The sequence below is a fragment of the Gordonia sp. IITR100 genome, from assembly GCF_002009645.1.
Taxonomy (GTDB): domain Bacteria; phylum Actinomycetota; class Actinomycetes; order Mycobacteriales; family Mycobacteriaceae; genus Gordonia; species Gordonia hongkongensis.
Genome location: NZ_MVKV01000008.1, coordinates 126080 through 146906, shown reverse-complemented (window position 1 = coordinate 146906; position 20827 = coordinate 126080). Strand labels below are relative to the sequence as shown.

18 protein-coding genes are annotated in these 20827 nt (G+C 68.6%); 10 read left to right on the top strand and 8 right to left on the bottom strand.

The genetic code is table 11. From position 1 onward, the window contains the following. The first annotated feature begins 61 nt into the window (after positions 1-61). The gene (locus B1818_RS13685; RefSeq protein ID WP_078113037.1) at positions 62-1018 is read left to right on the top strand and encodes an oxygenase MpaB family protein; all 957 of its coding nucleotides are present in this window, start codon (positions 62-64) and stop codon (positions 1016-1018) included. On the opposite strand, the gene B1818_RS13680 is transcribed toward B1818_RS13685, so the two are convergent. Together B1818_RS13680 and B1818_RS13675 are read right to left on the bottom strand one after the other, a co-directional pair. Further along, positions 1015-1752 (bottom strand): demethylmenaquinone methyltransferase, encoded by a 738-nt coding sequence (locus B1818_RS13680; protein ID WP_068970034.1) that lies wholly within the window; start codon positions 1750-1752, stop codon positions 1015-1017. The genes B1818_RS13685 and B1818_RS13680 overlap by 4 nt on opposite strands. Before the next feature lie 75 nt (positions 1753-1827). Continuing rightward, on the bottom strand, positions 1828-2982 hold the full coding sequence (locus B1818_RS13675) for a glycosyltransferase family 1 protein (RefSeq protein ID WP_068970035.1): 1155 nt from the start codon (positions 2980-2982) through the stop codon (positions 1828-1830). Between the two features lie 107 nt (positions 2983-3089). Between B1818_RS13675 and B1818_RS13670 the strand changes: the two genes are divergently transcribed. Beyond that, positions 3090-3710, top strand: a complete 621-nt coding sequence (locus tag B1818_RS13670; RefSeq protein ID WP_078113036.1) for a Type 1 glutamine amidotransferase-like domain-containing protein — start codon at positions 3090-3092, stop codon at positions 3708-3710. On the opposite strand, the gene B1818_RS13665 is transcribed toward B1818_RS13670, so the two are convergent. Together B1818_RS13665 and menD are read right to left on the bottom strand one after the other, a co-directional pair. Further along, complete coding sequence (locus B1818_RS13665; protein WP_068970036.1) at positions 3691-4233, bottom strand: hypothetical protein; 543 nt, start codon at positions 4231-4233, stop codon at positions 3691-3693. The two genes, B1818_RS13670 and B1818_RS13665, sit on opposite strands and share 20 nt — an antisense overlap. A 77-nt stretch (positions 4234-4310) precedes the next feature. After that, positions 4311-6014 (bottom strand): 2-succinyl-5-enolpyruvyl-6-hydroxy-3-cyclohexene-1-carboxylic-acid synthase, encoded by a 1704-nt coding sequence (menD, locus tag B1818_RS13660; RefSeq protein ID WP_058253338.1) that lies wholly within the window; start codon positions 6012-6014, stop codon positions 4311-4313. Between the two features lie 64 nt (positions 6015-6078). On the opposite strand from menD, the gene B1818_RS13655 reads away from it, so the two are divergent. The 4 genes from B1818_RS13655 (at position 6079) to B1818_RS13640 (ending at position 9874) form a co-directional block, all read left to right on the top strand. Further along, entirely contained in the window at positions 6079-6696 is a 618-nt protein-coding gene (locus B1818_RS13655; RefSeq protein WP_058253339.1) for a class I SAM-dependent methyltransferase, read from the top strand. Between the two features lie 45 nt (positions 6697-6741). Next, entirely contained in the window at positions 6742-7827 is a 1086-nt protein-coding gene (locus tag B1818_RS13650) for an AbrB family transcriptional regulator (RefSeq protein WP_068970029.1), read from the top strand. 57 nt (positions 7828-7884) lie between these two features. Beyond that, complete coding sequence (locus tag B1818_RS13645) at positions 7885-9177, top strand: trans-acting enoyl reductase family protein (protein WP_078113073.1); 1293 nt, start codon at positions 7885-7887, stop codon at positions 9175-9177. Positions 9178-9427: 250 nt separating this feature from the next. Next, positions 9428-9874 carry an Hsp20/alpha crystallin family protein gene (locus B1818_RS13640; protein ID WP_058253341.1) on the top strand — a complete coding sequence of 149 codons (447 nt, stop codon included), beginning with the start codon at positions 9428-9430 and terminating at the stop codon, positions 9872-9874. A 355-nt stretch (positions 9875-10229) separates the two neighbouring features. Here the strand turns inward: B1818_RS13640 and B1818_RS13635 are convergent, their stop codons facing one another. After that, positions 10230-11435 carry an EAL domain-containing protein gene (locus B1818_RS13635; protein ID WP_078113035.1) on the bottom strand — a complete coding sequence of 402 codons (1206 nt, stop codon included), beginning with the start codon at positions 11433-11435 and terminating at the stop codon, positions 10230-10232. A gap of 457 nt (positions 11436-11892) precedes the next feature. On the opposite strand from B1818_RS13635, the gene B1818_RS13630 reads away from it, so the two are divergent. Further along, entirely contained in the window at positions 11893-13098 is a 1206-nt protein-coding gene (locus B1818_RS13630; protein WP_254859669.1) for a diguanylate cyclase, read from the top strand. Here the strand turns inward: B1818_RS13630 and B1818_RS13625 are convergent. After that, complete coding sequence (locus B1818_RS13625) at positions 13044-13760, bottom strand: hypothetical protein (RefSeq protein WP_078113033.1); 717 nt, start codon at positions 13758-13760, stop codon at positions 13044-13046. The two genes, B1818_RS13630 and B1818_RS13625, sit on opposite strands and share 55 nt — an antisense overlap. Positions 13761-13972: 212 nt before the next feature. Between B1818_RS13625 and B1818_RS13620 the strand changes: the two genes are divergently transcribed. Further along, positions 13973-16120 (top strand): Rv1355c family protein, encoded by a 2148-nt coding sequence (locus tag B1818_RS13620; RefSeq protein WP_078113032.1) that lies wholly within the window; start codon positions 13973-13975, stop codon positions 16118-16120. Here the strand turns inward: B1818_RS13620 and B1818_RS13615 are convergent. Together B1818_RS13615 and B1818_RS13610 are read right to left on the bottom strand one after the other, a co-directional pair. After that, positions 16111-16761, bottom strand: coding sequence for a PaaI family thioesterase (locus B1818_RS13615; RefSeq protein ID WP_058253345.1), 651 nt, complete (start codon positions 16759-16761; stop codon positions 16111-16113). The two genes, B1818_RS13620 and B1818_RS13615, sit on opposite strands and share 10 nt — an antisense overlap. A 34-nt stretch (positions 16762-16795) precedes the next feature. After that, entirely contained in the window at positions 16796-17023 is a 228-nt protein-coding gene (locus B1818_RS13610) for a hypothetical protein (protein ID WP_231742590.1), read from the bottom strand. A gap of 177 nt (positions 17024-17200) precedes the next feature. Between B1818_RS13610 and B1818_RS13605 the strand changes: the two genes are divergently transcribed. Continuing rightward, positions 17201-18175: a 1,4-dihydroxy-2-naphthoyl-CoA synthase gene (locus B1818_RS13605; protein ID WP_058253346.1), complete on the top strand. Its 975-nt coding sequence runs from the start codon at positions 17201-17203 to the stop codon at positions 18173-18175. 938 nt (positions 18176-19113) lie between these two features. Then, entirely contained in the window at positions 19114-20373 is a 1260-nt protein-coding gene (locus B1818_RS13600) for an HNH endonuclease signature motif containing protein (protein ID WP_078113031.1), read from the top strand. The last annotated feature ends 454 nt before the right edge of the window (positions 20374-20827 follow it).

Here is a 20827-nt window from a genome sequence, read left to right as displayed (position 1 = left end):
CGTGTGGCCGCGGCCACAGCTGTGACAGAATCAGGCCACCCGTCGACCCAGGAGATGGAAGATGTCCGCCGCATCCACTCTCGCCACCCGAGCCAAGCACGCCGTCCAGAACCGCCTGGCACAGCGCTACCACCTGCGCGGCGAGATCGACCGCATGGATGCCGTCGGTGACCCGACCGCGATTGCCCGCGCCCTGGGCACGCAGGAATTCCCGTGGGGCATCACACAGGCGTTGAGCTTCGCCCTGTTCCGCACCTACGCGGTGCCGTCGATCGGCGACCTCCTGTACAAGACCAGCCAGTTCACCGAGTCGACGCAGAAGCGCTACGACGACACGGTCCTGCTGCTCGACGCCCCGATCGAGCACGGGGTCGACAGCCCGGCCGGACGGGCCGGCATCCGGCGCATCAACCAGATGCACGGCATGTACGACATCCCCAACAGCGACTTCCTCTACGTGCTGGCCACTTTCGTCGTCTGCCCGGTCGAGTGGGTCAACTCCTATGAGTGGCGCTCACTGACCAACCACGAGATCCTCGGCCTCACCAACTACTACCGCCGGCTCGGCCAGTTGATGGGCATCAAGGACATCCCCGAGACCTACGACGACTTCAAGACGTTCTACGACGAGTACGAGACCGCCCACTTCGCCTTCAGTCCCGACTCCCTGGCCGTCGCCGACGCCACCCTCGACCTGCTCGGCACGTTCATGCCGTACAAGCTGCTGCCGCGGGCGGTGGTGCGTCGGATGTCGTTCGCGCTCATGGACGATCGGCTCCTCGGCGCGTTCGGATATCCGAAACCGACCGCGGTCGAACGGGTCCTGGTGCGCGGCGGGCTCAAGGCTCGCGGTCTCGCGATCCGCCTCTTCGCGTCACCCCGCACCGAACCGCTCTTCGGTCGCCAGACGAAGCAGGTTCGCAGCTACCCCGGCGGTTTCCGCATCGACGACCTCGGCACCTTCGCGCCCGGGTGCCCGGTGTCGCACGACGAGACCCCGCGGGCCGCGAACCACTAGGCCCGCGCCGAGTGGATCGCGGCGATCCCACCGGTCATGTTCTCCCACCGCACCCCGGTGAACCCGGCGTCGCGGATGAGGTCGCCCAGCGCGAACTGGTCCGGCCACGCCCGGATCGACTCGGCGAGATAGACATACGCGGCCGGGCTGCTCGAGACCTTCGTCGCGACCGCGGGCAGCGCCTTCATCAGGTACTCCATGTACACCGTGCGGAACGGCTTCAGCGTCGGCGTGGAGAACTCGCAGATCACCAGTCGTCCGCCGGGCTTGAGTACCCGGCGGAGCTCGGCGAGCGCCGTCGGGACGTCGTTGACGTTGCGCAGGCCGAAGGAGATGGTGGCGGCGTCGAACGAATCGTCGGCGAACGGGAGCGACAGAGCGTCGGCGGCGACCTTCGGCACGTCCCGATGCGCACCGGCCTTGAGCATGCCGAGCGAGAAGTCCGCGGCGATGCAGTGCGCCCCCGAGGAGGCGAGTTCGACGGTCGACACCGCGGTGCCGGCCGCGAGGTCGAGGACGACATCGCCCGGGCGCAGGTCGAGTGCCCTACGGGTCTTCTTGCGCCAGCCGCGATCCCGGCCGAACGACAGGACCGTGTTGGTGAGGTCGTAGCGGCGTGCGACGCCGTCGAACATGGCCGCGACCTCGGCCGGGTCCTTCTCCAGGCTCGCCCGGCCCACACTCGTCCGGCCCAGACCCGCTCGTTCCGGTGGTGTCGCGCCCGTCGATGACATGCCGATCACGCTACCGGTCGTTCAGGCCAGGACCGCCGTGAGGTGCGTCGCCTCGCCGGGCGGTCGGCCGCCACCTCAGGCGGGCCGCCCCACCTCGGTGACGACTCCGCGGCCCGTCACGCGCGCGTAGTGACCGACGAGCTCCGCGCACACCGACGGCCAGGTGCGCGCACGCACGGCCTGTACCGCGGCTCGGCCGAACGCCGCCCGGACCGACTCGTCGTGCAGGGATTCGACGATCGCGGGCAGCTCCGCGGCGAAGCGTCCGACCTCCAGCAGATATCCGGTCCGGAACGCCGACACCAGGTCGCGCGGGCCGCCGGCGTCGGGACCGATCACGGGCAGGCCACTGGCCATCGCCTCCTGGATGGCCTGACAAAACGTCTCGTGTTCGCCCGCGTGCACGAACACGTCGAAGCTCGCGTACGCGCGGGCCAGCGCCTCCCCGCGCAGTTCACCGGTGAACACCGCATCCGGCATGGCGCGCTGGAGCCGGTCCCGCTCGGGGCCGTCCCCGACGATCACGAGCTGCACGCGCGGGTTGCCCGACAGTCCGGCCAGTCGCTCGACGTGCTTCTCCGGCGCGAGCCGGCCCACGAACCCGACCACCAGGGCGTCGCGGGCGGCACCCAGCCAGTCCGCGCGCAGCGACGGGTCGCGCTTGTCCGGCGAGAAGAGTCCGACGTCGACGCCGCGACCCCAGCGCGCGAGTCGCGGTATGCCGTGGGCGGCGAGGACCTCCAGCGTCGCGGTCGACGGCGCGAGGGTGAGGTCGCACATCTCGTGCAGCCGGCGTGTGTAGCGCCAGGCCAGCTTCTCCACCGCACCCAGCCGATAGGCTGCCGCAAACCCGGCGACGTCGGTCTGGAACACGGCGACCACGGGCACGCCGAGCGCCCGGGCGGCGACGGCGCCCGCGGCACCCACCACGAACGGTGACGCCAGGTGGACGACATCCGGTTCGAAGTCGCGCAGGGTGCGGTACAGCAGCGGCGACGGCACTCCCACCGGGAGCGAGGTCACCCGCGGCACCTGCACCGCGGGCAGCAGGTGCACCGGGGTCCGGCGGCCGACCATCCGCGGCCCGCCCGGCACGCCGCGCGGGGTGTCGGGTGCGATGACGACCACGGTGTGGCCGGTGGACTCGAGATGGTCGACAACCCGGAGGACGGAATTGACCACCCCGTTCATCTGGGGCAGGAAGCTCTCGGCGACGATCGCGACGCGCATGATCGCGATCGTCCCCCGCAGAATTGACCGGACCACACGGCGCACGTGTCGGCCCACCCAATTCAGGATGAACGGTGCGTTGCCCTCCGACCGGGCACAGTGGAGGGGTGGCCGACACCCACCTCCTGCTGCTGAGTCGCTGGCTCACCCCGGTCCCGCAGTTCCTCGCCCCGTTGACCGAGCCGGGCTGCCGCATCGGCTACGTCCCCACCGCGTCGTCGATCTATCCCGATCACGCGTGGCTCGACCTCGAGCGGGACACCCTTCGGCAGCAGGGTTTCGAGGTGACCGACCTCGATCCAGAACTGACCGGGTCAGCCGTCTTCGCCCAGGAGCTCGCCGGGGTCGACGCGGTGTTCGTCGCCGGCGGCAACACCTTCCATCTACTCGGGGCGCTGCGCCTGGCGGGTGCCGACCGCACCCTCGTCGACGCGGTCCGCGCCGGCCTCCCCTACATCGGGGTCAGCGCGGGCGCCGCGGTCGTCGGCCCCGACATCGCTCCCCTGTCGCTGCTCGACGATCCCGCCGAGGCCGCACCCCTGACCTCGACCGCGGGCCTCGGACTGATCGACACCACGGTGATCCCGCACGCGGAGGGCACCGTCGGGGGTCGCGGACCGATCGCGGCGACGAGGCAGCGGTTCGGCGCCGAGCACCGGCTGCACTTCCTGACCGACGCCGAGGCGATCGTCGTCGCCGGCGGAGACCTCAGGGTGATCCCGGGCTGACCGTCTCGTCCTGGTCGGCCGCGGCCGGGTCCCGGTCTGCCGCGTCGCTGCCGGAGTCCTCGGCGTCGGAGTCCTCGGCGACAGCGTCGTCGGCGGTGCCGCGGCGGGCCCAGCGACGACTGGACTCCGCGACCCCGACCATCAGCAGGCCGATGACGAGCCACGCTCCGACCATCACCGACAGGGCGGGGATGATGGACAGCACCGCGGTGCGGCCGGTCGGGCGGGCGAGATCCGGGTTGTAGACCGCGTAGTCGACGCTGATGCGCTGTCCCTCGCTCAGCTCGGTCGGATACAGCAGTCCGAAGCGGGGGCTGTGGAACGAGCCGTCGGGTGTCTGGAAATTCACCGCGGCGTGCAGGCTGTCCACGGACACGACCTCGGCCATCACGGTCGCCTTGCTGGCCTCGATCGTCGCGTCGTTCTTGAAACAACCGGCGATGAGCGTCATCGCCATGAAGGTGATCGTCACGCCGACGACGAGCAGACCGAGCTGCACGCGTCGCTGGATCACCGGATTCATGCCGTTCAGACTAGCGGGCACCGATCCGCCGGTGCCCGGCCCGACCGGTCGCGCACCGCCGGGACGCACCGGCCGCACTACCGAAGGCGCGCCGCAATCGCCGCGTGGACGGATCGCAGCCGTTCGCGGTCGGTGGCGACCTCGACGACCTCGATCCCGCCGGGAGCAGGCTCCTCCGCGAGCACCGCGCCGAGCTCACCGACCCCCACCCGACGATGCGGGATGTGGAAACCCGCGCACATCGACGCGATGTCGGTCCGATGCGGGGTCCCGAAGACCCGCTCGTAGGCCCCGGCGTACAGCCCGGTGTTGTAGCGCGGGTCGCCCTGTTCGAGCAGACCGAAGATCCCGCCGCCGTCGTCGTTGGCGACCACGATCCGCAGCGACGTCGGGCGCGGCTCGCCCGGGCCGATGACCAGACCGGTCGCGTCGTGCACGAAGGTCAGGTCGCCCATCAGGGCGATCGTCCGCGCGCCGGCCTGATCCCGGTCACGTGCCATCGCGGCACCGATCGCCGTCGAATTGGTTCCGTCGATACCCGCGACCCCGCGGTTCGAGAGGACCCGCACCCCGTCGGCGATCCGGCCGGCCAGGGCGATGTCCCGGATGGGGTTGCTGGCGCCGACGACGAGTTGGTCGCCGGCGGCCATGGCGTCGCTGACCGCCCGTGCGACGTGGAGCCCGGTGGCCGGGCCCGGCTCGTCGAGTTCGGCGGTGACGGCGAAGGCCGCCCGCTCCTGTACCGCCGCGCACTCCTTGAGCCAGTCCTCGCGCGGCTCGCCGACGACCTCGATCCGGGTGCCGGTCGCGTAGACGTTGCCGGAGACGTCGGGCCAGCGCGGACCGGTGGTCAGCGCGTAGACGCGGACCTCGGGGTCGGCGAGCAGGCGGGACACCCCGCGGTGCAGCGTCGGCCGACCGCAGATGATCGCCTGCTGGGGCCGGACGGAGTTCAGGCCCAGCGGATGCAGCGGCGTCGCCGGCCGCGGTGCCGTCGGTTCGGCGACGGTGGGGATCCCGGCAAGGCCCGGATGGACACCCGACCCGTGCCCCGACACGACCACGGTGTCCAGGGACAGGTCGATGGGCACCGGGACGTCGAGTCTGCCGACGGGCGCCTGCGTCCAGGGCAGTCCGCCGGGCCGGCCGGAGAACGAGCCGAGGTCGGTCGACGGGTCGGGGCCGGCCAGTTCGTCCGGGTCGGGGACCAGCGGTTCGCGCAGCGGGATGTCGAACTGCACCGGGCCGGCGTTGCCGGTACGCGCGCCCCGGGCGGCGGCGAGCACGCGACCGACCGCCGAGCGCCACTGGCTGTTGGTGTCGAGATCCTGTTCGGCGAGGCCGAGGCTGATCGCCGCACGCACCTGGGTCCCGAAGATGCCGAACTGTTCGACGGTCTGGTTGGCGCCGGAGCCGAGCAGTTCGTACGGCCGGTTGGCGCTGACGACGACCAGGGGCACCCGCGCATAGTTGGCCTCGAAGACCGCCGGTCCCATGTTCGCCACGGCGGTGCCGCTGGTCATCACGATCGGGACGGGCTGTCCCGACGACACCGCGAGCCCCAGAGCCAGATAACCGGCCGACCTCTCGTCGATCCGCACGTGCAGACGCAATCGCCCGGCGGCGTCGGCGGCGTGGAGGGCGAAGGCGAGCGGCGCGTTGCGCGACCCCGGACACAGCACGGCCTCGCGGACACCGCCGCGGATCATCTCGTCGACGATGACCCGGGCCTGCAGTGTGGACGGGTTGGGCCCGGGGGCGTTCTGGGCCGGTCGGTTCATCCCACAAGCCTAGTGCTCTCCCGAGTCCCCACATCGCGGCGGGGAGCGGCGTTACCCTCGTCACGTGGGCTTTTACGACGATCGAGTCCTGCCGCACCTCATCGAGCGCACCTGCGGCATGGCGGCGTTGACCCCGCTGCGGGCGCGGGCCTGCGCGTCGTTGTCCGGCCGGATGATCGAGATCGGCTTCGGCTCGGGCCTCAACGTCGGCGTCTACCCGGCCGGGCTCACCGAGGTCGCCGCCGTCGAACCGTCGACCGTCGGATGGTCGATGGCCGCCGACCGCGTCGCCACCTCCCCCGTGCCCATCGAACGCGCCGGACTCGACGGCCAACGACTGCCGTTCGACGACGACTCGTTCGACGCCGCGCTCACCACCTTCACCCTGTGCACCATCCCCGACCACCAAGCGGCGCTCGCCGAACTCCGCCGCGTGCTGCGTCCGGACGGACAACTCGGATTCCTCGAACACGGTTCCGCCCCCGACGCCCGCGTCCGACGGTGGCAGCGCCGACTCGAACCGATCCAGAAACGCGTCGCAGGCGGCTGCCATCTCACCCGCGACGTACGCGCCGAGCTCACTGCCGCCGGCTTCGCACTCGGGCCGGTCGATGCGTTCTATCAGCCCGGCGTACCGAAGCCGTTCGGCGCGCTGACCGTCGGGACCGCCCGGCCGGTCTGAGGTCCCGCTCGCTCCGCTCCCGGCGGCGGGCCTACTGTGGAGCCAGTGCGTCGCTGGACAGTGCTGATTCTCCTCACCGCGGTCGCGACGCTCGTTCTGGAGCTCCTCGAGGTCGACGCCGCCGCCCTGTTCGCGGGGCTCGTGGTCGCGGGTGCTCTCGCGATCGCCGGCCGCGCGCCCGGCCGGACGAACACCGACGCCGACGAATCCGACGACCCGATCGTCCCGCGATGGGCGTTCGTGGCGTCGCAGGGTGTCCTCGGCGTCTTCATCGGCACAATGGCCGAGCCCGAGACCGTCGGCGGACTCGGGTCGTCGTGGTTCCCGGTGCTCGTCATCGGCCTGGGGACACTGGTCATCTCGATCGCCTGCGGCGCCCTGCTCGGGCTGCACCGAGACGTCGACTCCCTGACCGGCTCGCTCGCGCTCGTCGCGGGCGGCGCGTCCGGGCTGGTGGCGCTGACCCGCGAGTTCGGCGGCGACGAACGGATGGTTGCGGTCATCCAGTACCTGCGCGTCGCGCTGGTCACCGTCACCATCCCGGTGGTCGCCTCGCTCGTGTTCGGTGCCGAAAACGGAGCCGTCGCACCGGGATCCGACGCCTGGTCGGCGGAAACGCTGCAGAATCAGGGCTGGGGACTGCTACTGCTGGCGGTGTGCCTGGGCGTCGGGATCCCGCTCGGCCGGTTGCTGCGCATGCCCGCAGCCGGTTTGCTGGGTCCGCTGGCGCTGGCCACCGCGGCCGAACTGACCGGGATCGCCGGTTCCGCCGAGGTGTCCCCCGCACTGCTCGCGGTCGCCTACGCGGTGATCGGCTGGCAGGCGGGCCTCGGATTCACGATGCCGCGGTTGCGTGCGATCGGCCGTGTCCTGCCGCTGGCGCTGGTGTTGATCCTCGTCATCGGCGCCGGCTGCGCCCTGCTGGGGGTCGTGCTGTCCGCGTGGACCGGCGAGTCGATGTTCGACTGCTATCTCGCGACCACTCCGGGCGGGATCTACGCCGTCCTCGCCGCCGCCACCGGGGCGGGCGGGAACGTCGCGTTCGTCGTGGCCGCCCAGATCCTGCGCGTCCTGCTCATGCTGTTCGTGGCGCCCTTCGCCGCGCGCCTCGCCGCTCGGCGGGCGTCGTGACCGTCTCGCCCGACTCGACGGTTACGTGTGACCCCGGTCCCACGTAAGGTCGGGAAGATGAGCGGGGAATCGAACACCGACACGACATCATCCACCTCCCACGGCCGCGAATTCGACGTCGTGGTCTACGGCGCCAGCGGCTTCGTCGGCGAACTCACGGCACGGTATCTGGCCGACCACGCGCCGATCGGTACGAAGATCGCGCTGGCGGGCCGCAACGAGTCGAAGCTGACCGACGCCCGCAAGCGGCTGCCGTTGCGCGCACACGACTGGCCGCTGATCATCGCCGACGCGGAATCACCCGCGGCGCTCGACGCGATGGTCGCGCGCACCCAGGTCGTCTGCACCACCGTCGGCCCCTACCTCAAGTACGGCGAGGCCCTCATCGTGGCGGCGGCCACCGCCGGAACCGACTACGTCGACCTCACCGGCGAGGTGCCGTTCGTGCGGTACGCGATCGACAAGGTCCACGACGTCGCCGCCGCCTCCGGGGCACGCATCGTGCCCTCCTGCGGCTTCGACTCCGTGCCCTCCGACATCACCACCTACGCGCTGCACCGCAAGGTCTCCGACGACGCCGCCGGCGAGATGACCGACACGACCCTCGTCGTCGCGTCGTTCCGCGGCGGGATCTCCGGCGGAACGATCGACTCGATGCGGGTCATCGCCGAGGAGGCCCGCAACGCCCAGTCCCGGCGGCTCATGCTCAACCCGCAGGCCCTCTCGGGCGGCCCCGGCGAGGTCCCGCGGGTCAGCTTGTCCGAGGAACCGAGCGACCTGTCCATCATCAACGCCAAGAAGGTCGATCCGTCGCTGCGCGGCACCCTCGCGCCCTTCTTCATGGCCGCCCACAACACCCGGATCGTGCGGCGCTCGAATGCGTTGCTGGACAACGCTTACGGCAAGGACTTCCACTACGCTGAGACGATGAGCGTCGGCGGCGTCCCCGCGGTGTCGACCCTGATCGCCGGCGCCGTCGCGGTCGGTACCGGCGCGTTCATGGGAGCGATGAGTTTCGGCCCCACGCGACGTGTCCTCGACCGCGTGTTGCCGAAGCCCGGTGACGGACCCAGCGAAAAGGCCCGCGAGAACGGTTATTTCGTGGTCGACACGTTCACGCGGACCACCACCGGACGACGCTACAAGGCCCGGATGCGCGCCCAGGGCGATCCCGGTTACAAGGCCACCGCAGTGATGCTCGCCGAGAGCGCGCTGGCACTGGCCCTCGACCGCGACCACCTGCCCAAGCGGGCCGGAGTGCTGACGACTGCCGTGGCGATGGGCGACGCTCTCATCGACCGTCTCCGCAACGCCGGGTTCAGCATCGACGCCACCGAGCTCACCGACTGACCTGACCCAACCCCGCCCGATCGCGTCGTTCGACCCTCCGGCAGCCACGCCGGCGCAGACCGGACCCACTCCGGCACAGTCGAACTCGCGGTTGGGCGGCGTCGTCTTCGGGCCCCGGAAAAATCTGGCACTCTCACCTCCAGAGTGCTAGACGAGTGCCGGATCCGGTGCTATCTTCGTTGGCAGTACAGCGATGAACTGCTCGTCCAACGGGTGGCGAGCAGCCTTGAGAATCAGGAGGTGAACTGCTGTGCTTCGTTTCGATCCCTTTTCCGACATGGATGCCTGGACCCGAGGCATGATGACCGGTTCAGCGGCCGGAACTGCCCGCACTCCCCGCTTCATGCCCCTGGACCTGTACAAGGTCGAGGACCACTACCTGCTCATCGCCGATCTGCCCGGCGCCGATCCCGGTTCCATCGACGTCAGCGTCGACAACGGGGTCCTCACCCTCTCCGCCCAGCGGAGCACGCCGTCCGACGAGGGCGTGCAGTGGCTGACGAGCGAACGATTCTCCGGAACCTACCGCCGCCAACTGACTCTCGGCGACGCCATCGACAGCGCGGCCATCTCTGCGCGCTACGACAACGGCGTTCTCACCGTGACCATCCCGGTCGCCGAGAAGGCCAAGCCGCGGCGGATCGAGGTGGAGTCGGCCGGCCGACCACAGGCGATCGAGACCAGTACGGTCACATGAATTGATCGTCTGGAGCCGCAACACATTTGAGGAAACAGCCGCATGTCGAAGGGGGGTGCCATCGACGACGAATCATTCCGCTCCCTAGTCCGAACAAACCGCAGAACCGTTGGTCTGTCGGGTAAAGCGGTGCCGTCTCTCTCTGCTCCCTGAGGTGCGAGGAGCGATAGCGACAGCCTTTCGCTCCCTGAGGTGCGAGGAGCGATAGCGACGAGCCTCGAAGGGCCTGGCAAGAAATGTTCACCACGCCCTTCGAGGCTCGCTTCGCTCGCACCTCAGGGAGCAGGATCGGCCACGCTTCGCACCCCAGGGAGCAATACGCTGCGCCACAACGAAATCGGGCACCTAGCCTTCGCTACCGGTCAGACCCGAACAGTTCGACGAGCGGCGCCGGGCGGCCGAACAGGAAGCCCTGGGCGTAGTCGAACCCGAACTCCTCGAGCATCGGGAGCAACGCCTCGGATTCGATTCCCTCGGCGACCATCTTCACCCCGGTGGCGGCGGCCATCTCACCGATCGCGCGGACGACGGCGCGGTCGGGCGAGCTGTCGGCCAGTTGCGCGATGAGCGTCCGATCGACCTTCAGGACGTCGACCGGGAGATCGCGGACGTAGCGCAGGGCCGAGAACCCGGCCCCGAGGTCGTCGATGCAGATCGTGCAGCCGAGGTCGTGGAGCGCGTCGATCGCCCGCGACGCGGAGGTGTCGACCCGGATCGCCTGGTCCTCCCGCACCTCGACCCAGACCCTCGACGGCTCGACACCATGACCGTCGATCAGGCCGTGGACGTACGAGACGAGCCCGTCGTCCCACAACTGCTGCCCGGACAGGTTGAGGGAGACGAACGTGCTCGGCCCGACGTTCCGGGTGATCTCCCCCGACAGGTCCCGGATGGCCTCGCCGATGGCATGCCGTCCGATGGGGGCGAGCAGCGAAATTCCCTCGGCCACAGACAGGAACGCGTCCGGAGCCAGCACGCCGGACTCGGTGTGCCACCGGAGCAGCGACTCGTACCCGACGACCCGCCGGTCGGGTACCGCGACGATCGGCTGATAGAAGACCGAGAAGTCGCGCTCGACCGATCTGGTGAGCCAACCCGCGAGGTCGACCTCGGCCCGGATGTGGCGCAGCATCGTCGGCGATGCGAATGCGACGGCGGTGCGGCTGCTCAGCGCGATGCACAGGGCGGCATCGGCGTGGCGGACCAGATCGTCCTCGGACTCGGCGGCGAGGTGCACATCGCCGACGGCGACGCCCATGCACACGTCGAGGAACCAGTTGCGTTCCCCGTCGCTCACGGTGTGCGCACCGAGTTTGGTACGGGCCGCCTCGATCAGTGCGTTGCGTCCGCTCTCGTCGTCACCGGCGCCGGTCCACGGGAGGTGGATGAGCCAGTCGAAGTCCGACCGCCGCTGGAAACGCGCCCGCGGACTGATGGGCATCAGCACCTGTTCGATGAAGCGCTCGGCGGCCGCGGCCGACGTCTCGTAGCCATACGCGACGACGGCTCGGTGGTACGGGTCGACCGACACCGCGATCACCGAGGTGCCGAACGTCAACACGACGTCATTCGCTGGTCCGATCCCCCCAGGGCGACGCCGGGGGCGCCGCAGTTCTCCATCGCGGAGATACTACTCAGCCGGTCCGCTTCCGGGAAGGAGGACGAGGCGCCACCGCTGGCGGACCAGGACCGGCCGTCATGACCGTTCTCACAAATGCCCGCCGCGACGGTTCGACGAAACCGTGTGCAATTTTCGTGGGCCCGGGTCGAGACATCGATTTCTTTTGACAGATGTTCACAAAATCTGAGACCGACGCGGCCGGCGATTCGCCACTATTCTCGGCAGCGCTGCTAACGATTCCGCGAGGTGCGGCAAAGCTGCTGGTAAGGTGCTTTCATTGCCTATGCGTAGGACGCCGGAGACCGATTTTCGCCAAGGGATTCTCGGATGTAAACAAGCATAGTTGGGCGAACAAGCGGTTGACACCACAGCCGCCGACGGAAAGCGGTCGTGAGAGATGTCGTTGATCAGGAGGGTGCTCCGACGCTACGACGCCCGGTCGATGGCGACACTGATCAGCACCGGTGGTGTCATCCCGCTACCGGTCATCAGCGTGCTCGCGCCCGAGACGCTGTATCCGGGCGGCATGCCCATCCTGCTCACCATCTGGTCGTTCATCGCGGTCGTCTTCGCGGTGACGGCCATCCGCGCCCGGCTGACCGATCTCGAGTTCGCGTTCCTGGGCGGGTTGGGGATCGTGGGCATCTGCGGCACCTCGATGATCCTGGCCTCGCCGCGATCATCGACGCTCGTCCTCGCCATCGTCGCGGTCATCCCGGCGATCGGCGCGATCTCGGCGACCACCCGACTCATCCTGACCCATCTGGCGCTGGCGGTCGTCTGTGCGGCGACCGTCCTCGCGGTGATGTCCTCCTCGCTGCCCGCGTATCTGATCAGCTTCGGCGCGATGCTCGGCCTGATCGTGGTGCCGGTCTTCCTCGTCGTCGCGTTGCGCAAGTCGATGGAGGCCGTGCTCGATCAGCAGACCCGCCTGGTGGGGATCGACCCGCTGACCGGCCTGCTGAACCGACGTGGCTTCCTGATCCGCGCATCACAACTCCTCTCGGCCGCGCGGTCGTCCACCGGATGGATCGGCATCCTGCTGCTCGACGTCGACCACTTCAAGAAGATCAACGACCAGTACGGTCACCTCGCCGGTGATGGCGTGCTGCTGGCGGCGTCGGCAGCCATCCGCGAGCACGCCCCCGTGGGTTCGGAGGTGTGCCGCTACGGCGGCGAGGAGTTCCTCATGTTCCACGTCGTCCACGACGCGGACGAACTGTGGCTCAGCGCCGAACGCCTACGGGCCGCCGTCGCCGCCGCAGCTCCGGTCACCATCAGCGTCGGCGGCGTCTGCGCGCCGTTGCGCCTTGCCGGTGATCCGCTGGTCTCCGGCCGTTTCGAGACCGCCTACTCAACCGACGACGTGATCGGCAACCTCCTGGGCCAGGCCGACGCCTGCGTGTATCAGGCCAAGGAGAACGGCCGGGACACCACGGTCATCAGATCCATCGACGCGGTGACCTGGAACGACGGCGCGCCGAGCGCACATGCCGCCGACGCCGAGCGGACGGTGTCTCCGCCGTCGGCGAGTCTGTACGAGGTCTTCTACCGACGCCCGGCCGACTTCGTCGACATCGACAGCCGGACCAGCGGGCGCTGAGTCGTCGCGGCCTGGAGGGCGTCGGCCTCCCGGCGCATCCGGCGCCAGGTCTCCGGGCTGGTGAGGGTGTCGAGTCGGGCGCGATCCCACCACATGAGCCGGGTGCGGTACCGGTCGTCGGGAAACGGGGTCGCGGACACCGACTCGTCGAGGCGTCCGCCGCCGGACTGCCAGCGGCGCAGGACGTGGTCGGCCGCGGTCGCCATCATGGCCTCGACCCCGGACATCTCCATGATGACCAGCCCCAACCGCGACAACTGGCCGGCCACCGACCCCGCAATCGCCGAACGCTCGTCCACCCAGGCCGTCTTGACCTCGACGATGCCGTCGTGCAGACGTTCTTCGATGGCGTTGACGAGCTGCACCTGACCGGCCTGACCCGCCCATTCGACCAGCGCGTGCGACTGCGCAGCCGCCTCCAACCGGGGCTGGACCCGTAGTCCGCCGACAACCTTGCCCTCGGTGTCGAGCACCGCGAAGAACATCGCCGTGCCCTCGCCGCCGGCGACCTCGTCGTACTCGAGTGCGGCCGCGCACCCGTGCCGGTGGTACGACGCGTCCGCGCCGGCGAGGTACTCACGCCACAGTTCGGGCTCCGCCCGCGGGCTCGCCACGACCACCGAGTACTCCGCCCCGGTTTCGGGTGCGATCGATCGCAACATGCCGGTGCGAACCTGATCATTGGTGACTGACATCTTATTCATCGCAGTATTGCCTTCCAGGAATTAGGAAATTTAAGGACGAGATCTCCCCCGACCCCGCGTGTAATGCTGCCACAAGGCCACATTTATGCACTCCTACAAGCGCACTTCTTTTTGCTCGTCCGTCGCTTTGACGGTTGGCGTCGCGCAATCCCGTGCGACACCATGGGCATATGCACACGCCGCCGGATGCCGCCGCCACCCTCTACTCACCTGACGAACTACCCGCCGCGCTGATCGCGGAACCCTCCCTCGATGTGTCCGACCTCACGGCCGGCGCGGCCCGCGCACTCGATGAACTCCTCCCGCCCGCCGAGCCCGCGCTCCGAGAGGAGACACCTCGTTACGCGCACTTTTCCTGGCGTAACGCCCTCGTCAAGATCCCCGGACCGCGTACGTTCCGACGCCTCCGGCTCGACCGCAACCGGCACAAGCTGACCGCGTCACAGCAAGCCGCTGCGGGCGAGCTCCGGATCGGTGTCGTCGGTTTGAGTGTGGGACACGCGATATCACTCACGCTCGCACTCGAGGGTCTCGCCGGCGAATTACGTCTCGCCGATTTCGACGAACTCGAACTCACGAATATGAATCGAATTCCGGCGACCATTATGGATATTCACGACAACAAGGCTGTGGTCGCCGCTCGACGCATTTCAGAGATCGATCCCTATCTCACCACCGTCGTACATGTGGACGGCATAACAATCGAGAACATCGATGAATTCCTCGACGGCCTGGATCTCGTCGTCGAAGAATGTGATTCCTTCGATGTAAAGGTCCTCGTTCGCCAGAAATGTCGCGAGCGAGGAATTCCGGTTCTCATGGAGACGAGTGACGGTGGAACCCTCGATGTCGAGAGATTCGACCTCGAACCGGATCGGCCCCTTTTCCACGGCCTGGCCGGCGACCTGCGCATCGAAGATCTCGTCGGACTCGACCGCGCGTCGCTCACCCCGCTCGCCGTCCGGGTACTCGAGCCGACGAAGGTGACCGCGCCGATGGCGGCGTCAGCCATCGAGCTCGGGCACACGGTCACCGCCTGGCCGCAGCTCGGCGGCGACGTCCTCCTGGGCGGCGCCACCGTGGCCGCGGCCGTCCGCCGCCTCGTGCAAGGCAAGTCCCTGCCGTCCGGTCGCGTCCGATTCGACCGGGACGCCTGGCTTGACGGCCTCGAGGACCCGATCGACACCCATACCTCCATATCCGCAGCACAACCACCGGCCGACGCCGAACCGATCCGTCCGCAGGTGCAGCCCGCCGTCGAGGCGATGACCGATCGCGAACTCGTCGTGTACGCCGCGAGCCGGGCGCCGTCCGCCGGGAACCAGCAGCCCTGGCAGATCATCGCCGATGACGACGCCGTCACCATTGTCCTGGACCGCAGCCGCACCTCGACCCTCGACGTCGAGCACCGGGCATCCGCGGTGGCGGTCGGCGCCGCGCTGTACAACGCGCAGGTCGCGGCGGTCGCGCGCGGGGTGCTCGACGACATCGAGATCGTCGACGCGGCCGACACGCTGGCCGGCCGGGCACGCCTCAAGGGCATCGACACCGGGTCGCGCTCCGCGGACGCGGAGACCGAACTCGACGCATTGCTCGCCCGCGGCACCCGACGTGGAGTCGGGGACGGATCACCGCTGTCGGCCTCCGATCTCGTCCGACTGCACGATGCCGCCACGAGTGATCGGACCCGGTTGGTGGCGCTCGACGACCGCGCGGACATCGACCGATATGCCTCGATCATCGCCCGATCGGATCGCGCCCGGTTCCTGACGCCCGAACTGCACCGGGAGATGTTCGCCGAGCTCACCACCGATCCGGCCGCCGCCGAGGGCATCGACGTCGCCTCGCTCGACCTACCGCCGGCGATGGCGGGGATGCTCGACGTGTTGCGGCGTGCCGATGTCATGGCGTTGCTCGACGAATGGGGTGGCGGTGCCGCACTCGGTGCCGATGCCGGCGCCCGGGCCGCGTCGTCGTCGGCGATCCTGGTCTTGGTGCAGCAGGGCACGACCCCCGCCGATTACCTCCGCGGTGGGATCGTCGCGCAGCAGCTGTGGGTGGCCGCCGAGCGTCTCGGCTTCGCGGTTCACCCCATGACACCGACGTTCCTCTACGCCGGGGACGACGCGACCGCGCGAACACTGTCGAGCAATCACGGCGACGAACTGGCCGCCCTGCGCCGCGAGATGCTCGAGACGTGGCCCCTCGACGCCGGCGAGGCGCCGACCATCGTGCTGCGCCTGTCGCGCACGGATGCGCCGGTGGAGGTGAGCCGTCGTCTGCCCGTGCGCCCGCCGACGAGTGCTGGTCAGGCCTGACCGGGGTTGAGCTTGATGAACAGGGCGTCCATCTCCGCACAGAGGCGGTCGCCGTCGTGCAGGGTGCCCTTGATGAAGACCTTGCGCCCCTCGATCCGGTCCGCCCAGGCGTGGATTCGCAGCGGCGTGTTCAGCGGTGTGATCGACCGGTATTGCACGGTCAGGTACGCGGTCCGGCTGACATGCTGGATCGCGACCGCCGACGCGAAGCCGCCCACGTCGTCGAAGGCGACCGCGACATGACCGCCGTGCGCGGCGTTGTTCCCGCCGAGGTGGAAATCGCGGAACGTCAGTTCGGCGACGACCCCGTTGTCGTTCACCTCGGTGACCACATACGGCGGCAGGGTGATGTTGCCGCGCGACGGGAGGTCGATGCGGGTCCCCGCCGGTGAGTGCCACTCGTCGATCCGGGAATCGGCGAGCCGGTCGTTGAGCGCCTTCAGTGACTCGATGAGTTCGTCGACGAGCTCGTCGTCGGGACAGGCGTAGCGGGCGTTGTCCATCAGCAGGCGGACCTGCTCACTGAACTCGCCGTAGCGGGGTCCGCCGCGGTCGGTGGTGATGGCCGCATGGGCCCGGAAACCACCCTCGTGCGGGTCCTCGTCGACGGTCTCGACGGCGCGATCGTTCGCTTCGCTCACCGGCCAACCGTATAAGAGCCGGCGGTGCCGCGCCCTAGTCGGTGTCGGTGTTCCCCTCCGTGCGTCGACGGTCGGCGAGATCCACACACACCCCGCCCCGGGCCAGCCGGCGCGTGGACTCGGGTATGTAGTCCGGCACGCCACGCGGACCGCGTTCCTTTTCGTCCCGGATCCGGACCGCCCTCCCGACGATCACCGCGACCGCCGCGGACACGACACACCACGCGCCCCCGAGGATCAGAATCCACCCCCATACAGCCATACGGACAGCTAAGCATCCGAAACTGAGATTTCGGTGATGTTCGAGCCGAAGACCGGCCGGCATCCAATGGTTGAATGCAATCCGCGTCGAACCCGTCACGACTTCGTGATCTCTTCCGACCAATCCGCCGCTGCGGGCGTGCGAAGCGCCCGGTCGCCGCGTCGATAGGCTGACCCCATGAGTGCGACGCCCGACACCCAGGGACCCTCCGGCCAACCCTTCGACCCGGCATCGTGGGCGGTGGTGCCCGGCTTCGACGACCTGACCGACATCACCTATCACCGCCACGTCGGCGAGGGCCGCGAGTTTGGGATCGTGCGCGTCGCATTCGACCGTCCCGAGGTCCGCAACGCCTTCCGCCCGCACACGGTCGACGAGCTGTACCGGGTCCTCGACCATGCGCGGCGGTCGCCCGACGTCGGCACGATCCTGCTGACCGGCAACGGCCCGAGCCCCAAGGACGGCGGGTGGGCGTTCTGCAGCGGCGGCGATCAGCGCATCCGCGGGCGTAGCGGTTATCAGTACGCCACGACACACGACGACGACGTCGCGGCGGCCGGCGCCGAGACGGTCGACGCGGCGCGGGTGAAGGCCGAGGGCGGGCGGCTGCACATCCTGGAGGTCCAGCGCCTGATCCGGACGATGCCCAAGGTCGTGATCGCGGTCGTCAACGGCTGGGCGGCCGGCGGCGGGCATTCGCTGCACGTCGTGTGCGACCTGACCCTCGCCTCGGCCGAGCACGCCCGGTTCAAGCAGACCGACGCCGATGTGGGTTCCTTCGACGCCGGGTACGGGAGCGCCTACCTCGCCAAGCAGGTCGGGCAGAAGTTCGCGCGCGAGATCTTCTTCCTCGGGGAGGCCTACGACGCCGAGACCATGCACCGGATGGGCGCGGTCAACCGCGTCGCCCCGCACGCCGAGCTGGAGGCCACCGCCATCGACTGGGCGCGCCGGATCAACAGCAAGTCGCCGACGGCCCAGCGCATGCTGAAGTTCGCGTTCAACCTCACCGACGACGGCCTCATGGGTCAGCAGGTGTTCGCCGGTGAGGCGACCCGCCTGGCGTACATGACCGACGAAGCCGTCGAAGGACGTGACGCGTTCCTCGAGAAACGCGACCCGCGCTGGGACGATTACCCGTACTACTACTGAGCCGCGTACGCTGGCCGGCCACTTCCGAACGCACCTGCCTCGGACCTCGACCCGGGGTAGGTGGACGGCCGGATTCGCGCGTCTGCAGTGATCGACCGCGTGGACCGCTACGTCACCGCCAACCGAACCGTTGAGAGGCCCCAGCCGACGCGGTGATCCGTGGGTGCCATGTCGCGCGCGTAATGCATGCAATGCCCGGTCTCACTTTAGTTTTGAGGTGCGAAGATCGAGACCCGAGGGAGCGGGTGTTGCGGCCTGTCAGAGTATGGCAGAAGCTCCTCGGAATAGAGCGTGCCCGAGTAGTGGGTGTCGGGTTCGATGCGGAACAGCTGGTATGGGCGGGTGAAGGCGCCGGGAAGAATGCCGTCGAGCGAGTCTCTCGATGAGCTCTGTTATGTGGGTGCCCGTCCCGAGTCGACAGCGGCTGCAATCCAACGTCGCCGACGATGTCAATGGCGTGCTTGTTCGCTCGAATCAGATGAACGAGACAGTCCGCCAATTACTTTCAGGCGCAAACCCTTAATGTTGGGCGCCGCTGTGGCGATGGATCAGGGAGGCGGAGCCCTCCAGCGGGGCGGCGCATGCCGAACGGCCCTGCATGCCGGCCATCAACCCATGGCCGATACGCCGATCGCGTCACCCGATGACCGTGGCTCGATACCGCCAGCCAGCGCGCGGTCACCGACGTAGTGCGCCTGCTGTCGCCGACGAATCGTTTGTCCGCGAACGAGTTCACGACTTCGGAATCCGCCGCATCGAGCCCGGGAACCACCGATTTCTACAATCCTGGGACAAGATACGAAACGCGAGTGACTGGAGTCCACCACTGTGGACCGTTTGGGCACGGTCACCGGAGATCATGCACAGTCGACGAAAAATGCTGCACAGCCGCTGATTTCACGGTTATCAGCTTGTGGAATTTCCTCGAAATCGAACGCATGTTCCTGTACCTTGGAGTCATGCCGGAGCTAGCCACTCTCCTCGATCAACTCATCGAGACCACCCCACCCGCCGATGACCCCACGGGCAGAGCAACATTCGACGCCCTCGACACGTGGCGTCTGATCCGCAACCTTGCAGATCATCAGATCGTCGCTCACGCAGCGCAACTCGACGACCTCGGCGTCGCGCAGAAGGCCGGCAGCACCACCAAGAAACTGCTGATCGAGTCCGGCCATGCGCCGGCCGCTGCTCTTCGCACCATGCGGGGTGTCGACGCGCTGCCGACGCTGCCCGTGGTGGCGCATCACGCCGCCGATGGGCGGCTGTCCGGCGAGGTCGTCGATGCCATCGTGCGGGGGATCAACGAGATCGAGAAGCGTTGTCACAAAGCCCTTTCCGATGACGAGCGCTCCCGGTACGAACTCGAACTCATCGCGCAAGCACTCTCCGGCGCAACACCGGCAGAAGTGCTCAAGCATGGCCGAGCCATCGCCAATACTCTGGCGGACACCTCCGACACCGGTGTACCGGCCGCCGACGACCCATCGCTGAACGCGGTCAACGCCCACACCACCGACGACGGCCGCGTCGAAATCCGGGCCGACCTCACCCAGATCGTGGGCGAGAAGTTCCAGGCCATGATCGACGAACGATCGTGTCCACGGTCCGAACCCGACGGCGCTGAAGATCGTCGCACCGCCGAGCAGCGCCGTGCCGACGCTTTCGAGTTGATCCTCGACCAAGCCGCGATCGGCGCTACCCTCGATACCGTTGGTTCCCCGCGCACTCAATTGATGCTGACCATCCCCGCGACCGGAGAACTCGCAACGCTGCCGTGGACCGGATCGGTCAGCCATGCCACCGCGAAACAGGTGTCGTGCGACGGCTCGCTCACGGAGATCATCCTCGATAGTGAGGGCGTACCGCTGCAGATGGGTCACACCCGTCGGTTGTATCCGTCACACTTACGCAAAGCGATCATCGTCCGCGACGCGTGCTGCATCAAATGTGGTGCACCGCCGTCCCATACGCAGGTGCATCACATCAGGCCGTGGGCCGACGGAGGTCCCACCGACCTCGACAACGGCTGTTTGCTGTGTCAGCGCTGCCACACACAGGTCCACCACCACGGCTGGGACATCGTGATGGGTTTCGACCGCCACCCCTGGCTCGTACCGCCCGTGTCGATCGATCCGCAACGCCGACCGCTACCCGCATACAACCGACGCACCATGCGCCTCGACGACGCCGCCTGACCGGCCCTCCGACACACACTTTCGCGCAGCACCTTTTCGCACCCGGCCATCGCCCGGGATCGCATCTGTCCCTTGACAACTCCACAGTGACGCCCCAGTCGGCTCCGTTCCCGGTCAGATCGTCGGCCGGGGACGGGCCCCGTCGGGGACTACGAAGAAACCCGTTGTGCACGGGGCGAGCCCCACTACTGCTCCCTGAGGAGGCCGGAGCTTGCGGAGGCCGTCACGAAGGGGCCTGGCGAGTTGCGTCGCCAACCCTTCGAGGCTCGTCGACCTCGACGCGCTCCTTCGTCGCTCGCTCGGCCCGGCGGCTAACGCTCCTCGCACCTCAGGGAGCAGAAGGGGCCATCGCTTGCACCCCCTAGAACAGCGGTTTTGTGGTTCTTCGGATTAGGGAGCGGGGTGACGCGCCCTCCGCAAGCGCCGGCTTCCTCAGGGAGCAGGGGCTGGCCGC

Excerpts from the sequence above, each read along its gene's own strand:
- B1818_RS13600 (WP_078113031.1), top strand. The coding sequence starts at position 19,114 with ATGTTCCTGTACCTTGGAGTCATGCCGGAGCTAGCCACTCTCCTCGAT.
- B1818_RS13620 (WP_078113032.1), top strand. The coding sequence starts at position 13,973 with ATGCACACGCCGCCGGATGCCGCCGCCACCCTCTACTCACCTGACGAA.
- B1818_RS13645 (WP_078113073.1), top strand. The coding sequence starts at position 7,885 with ATGAGCGGGGAATCGAACACCGACACGACATCATCCACCTCCCACGGC.
- B1818_RS13625 (WP_078113033.1), bottom strand. The coding sequence starts at position 13,760 with ATGTTGCGATCGATCGCACCCGAAACCGGGGCGGAGTACTCGGTGGTC.
- B1818_RS13685 (WP_078113037.1), top strand. The coding sequence starts at position 62 with ATGTCCGCCGCATCCACTCTCGCCACCCGAGCCAAGCACGCCGTCCAG.
- B1818_RS13630 (WP_254859669.1), top strand. The coding sequence starts at position 11,893 with ATGTCGTTGATCAGGAGGGTGCTCCGACGCTACGACGCCCGGTCGATG.
- B1818_RS13605 (WP_058253346.1), top strand. The coding sequence starts at position 17,201 with ATGAGTGCGACGCCCGACACCCAGGGACCCTCCGGCCAACCCTTCGAC.
- menD (WP_058253338.1), bottom strand. The coding sequence starts at position 6,014 with ATGAACCGACCGGCCCAGAACGCCCCCGGGCCCAACCCGTCCACACTG.
- B1818_RS13680 (WP_068970034.1), bottom strand. The coding sequence starts at position 1,752 with ATGTCATCGACGGGCGCGACACCACCGGAACGAGCGGGTCTGGGCCGG.
- B1818_RS13610 (WP_231742590.1), bottom strand. The coding sequence starts at position 17,023 with ATGGCTGTATGGGGGTGGATTCTGATCCTCGGGGGCGCGTGGTGTGTC.
- B1818_RS13665 (WP_068970036.1), bottom strand. The coding sequence starts at position 4,233 with ATGAATCCGGTGATCCAGCGACGCGTGCAGCTCGGTCTGCTCGTCGTC.
- B1818_RS13675 (WP_068970035.1), bottom strand. The coding sequence starts at position 2,982 with ATGCGCGTCGCGATCGTCGCCGAGAGCTTCCTGCCCCAGATGAACGGG.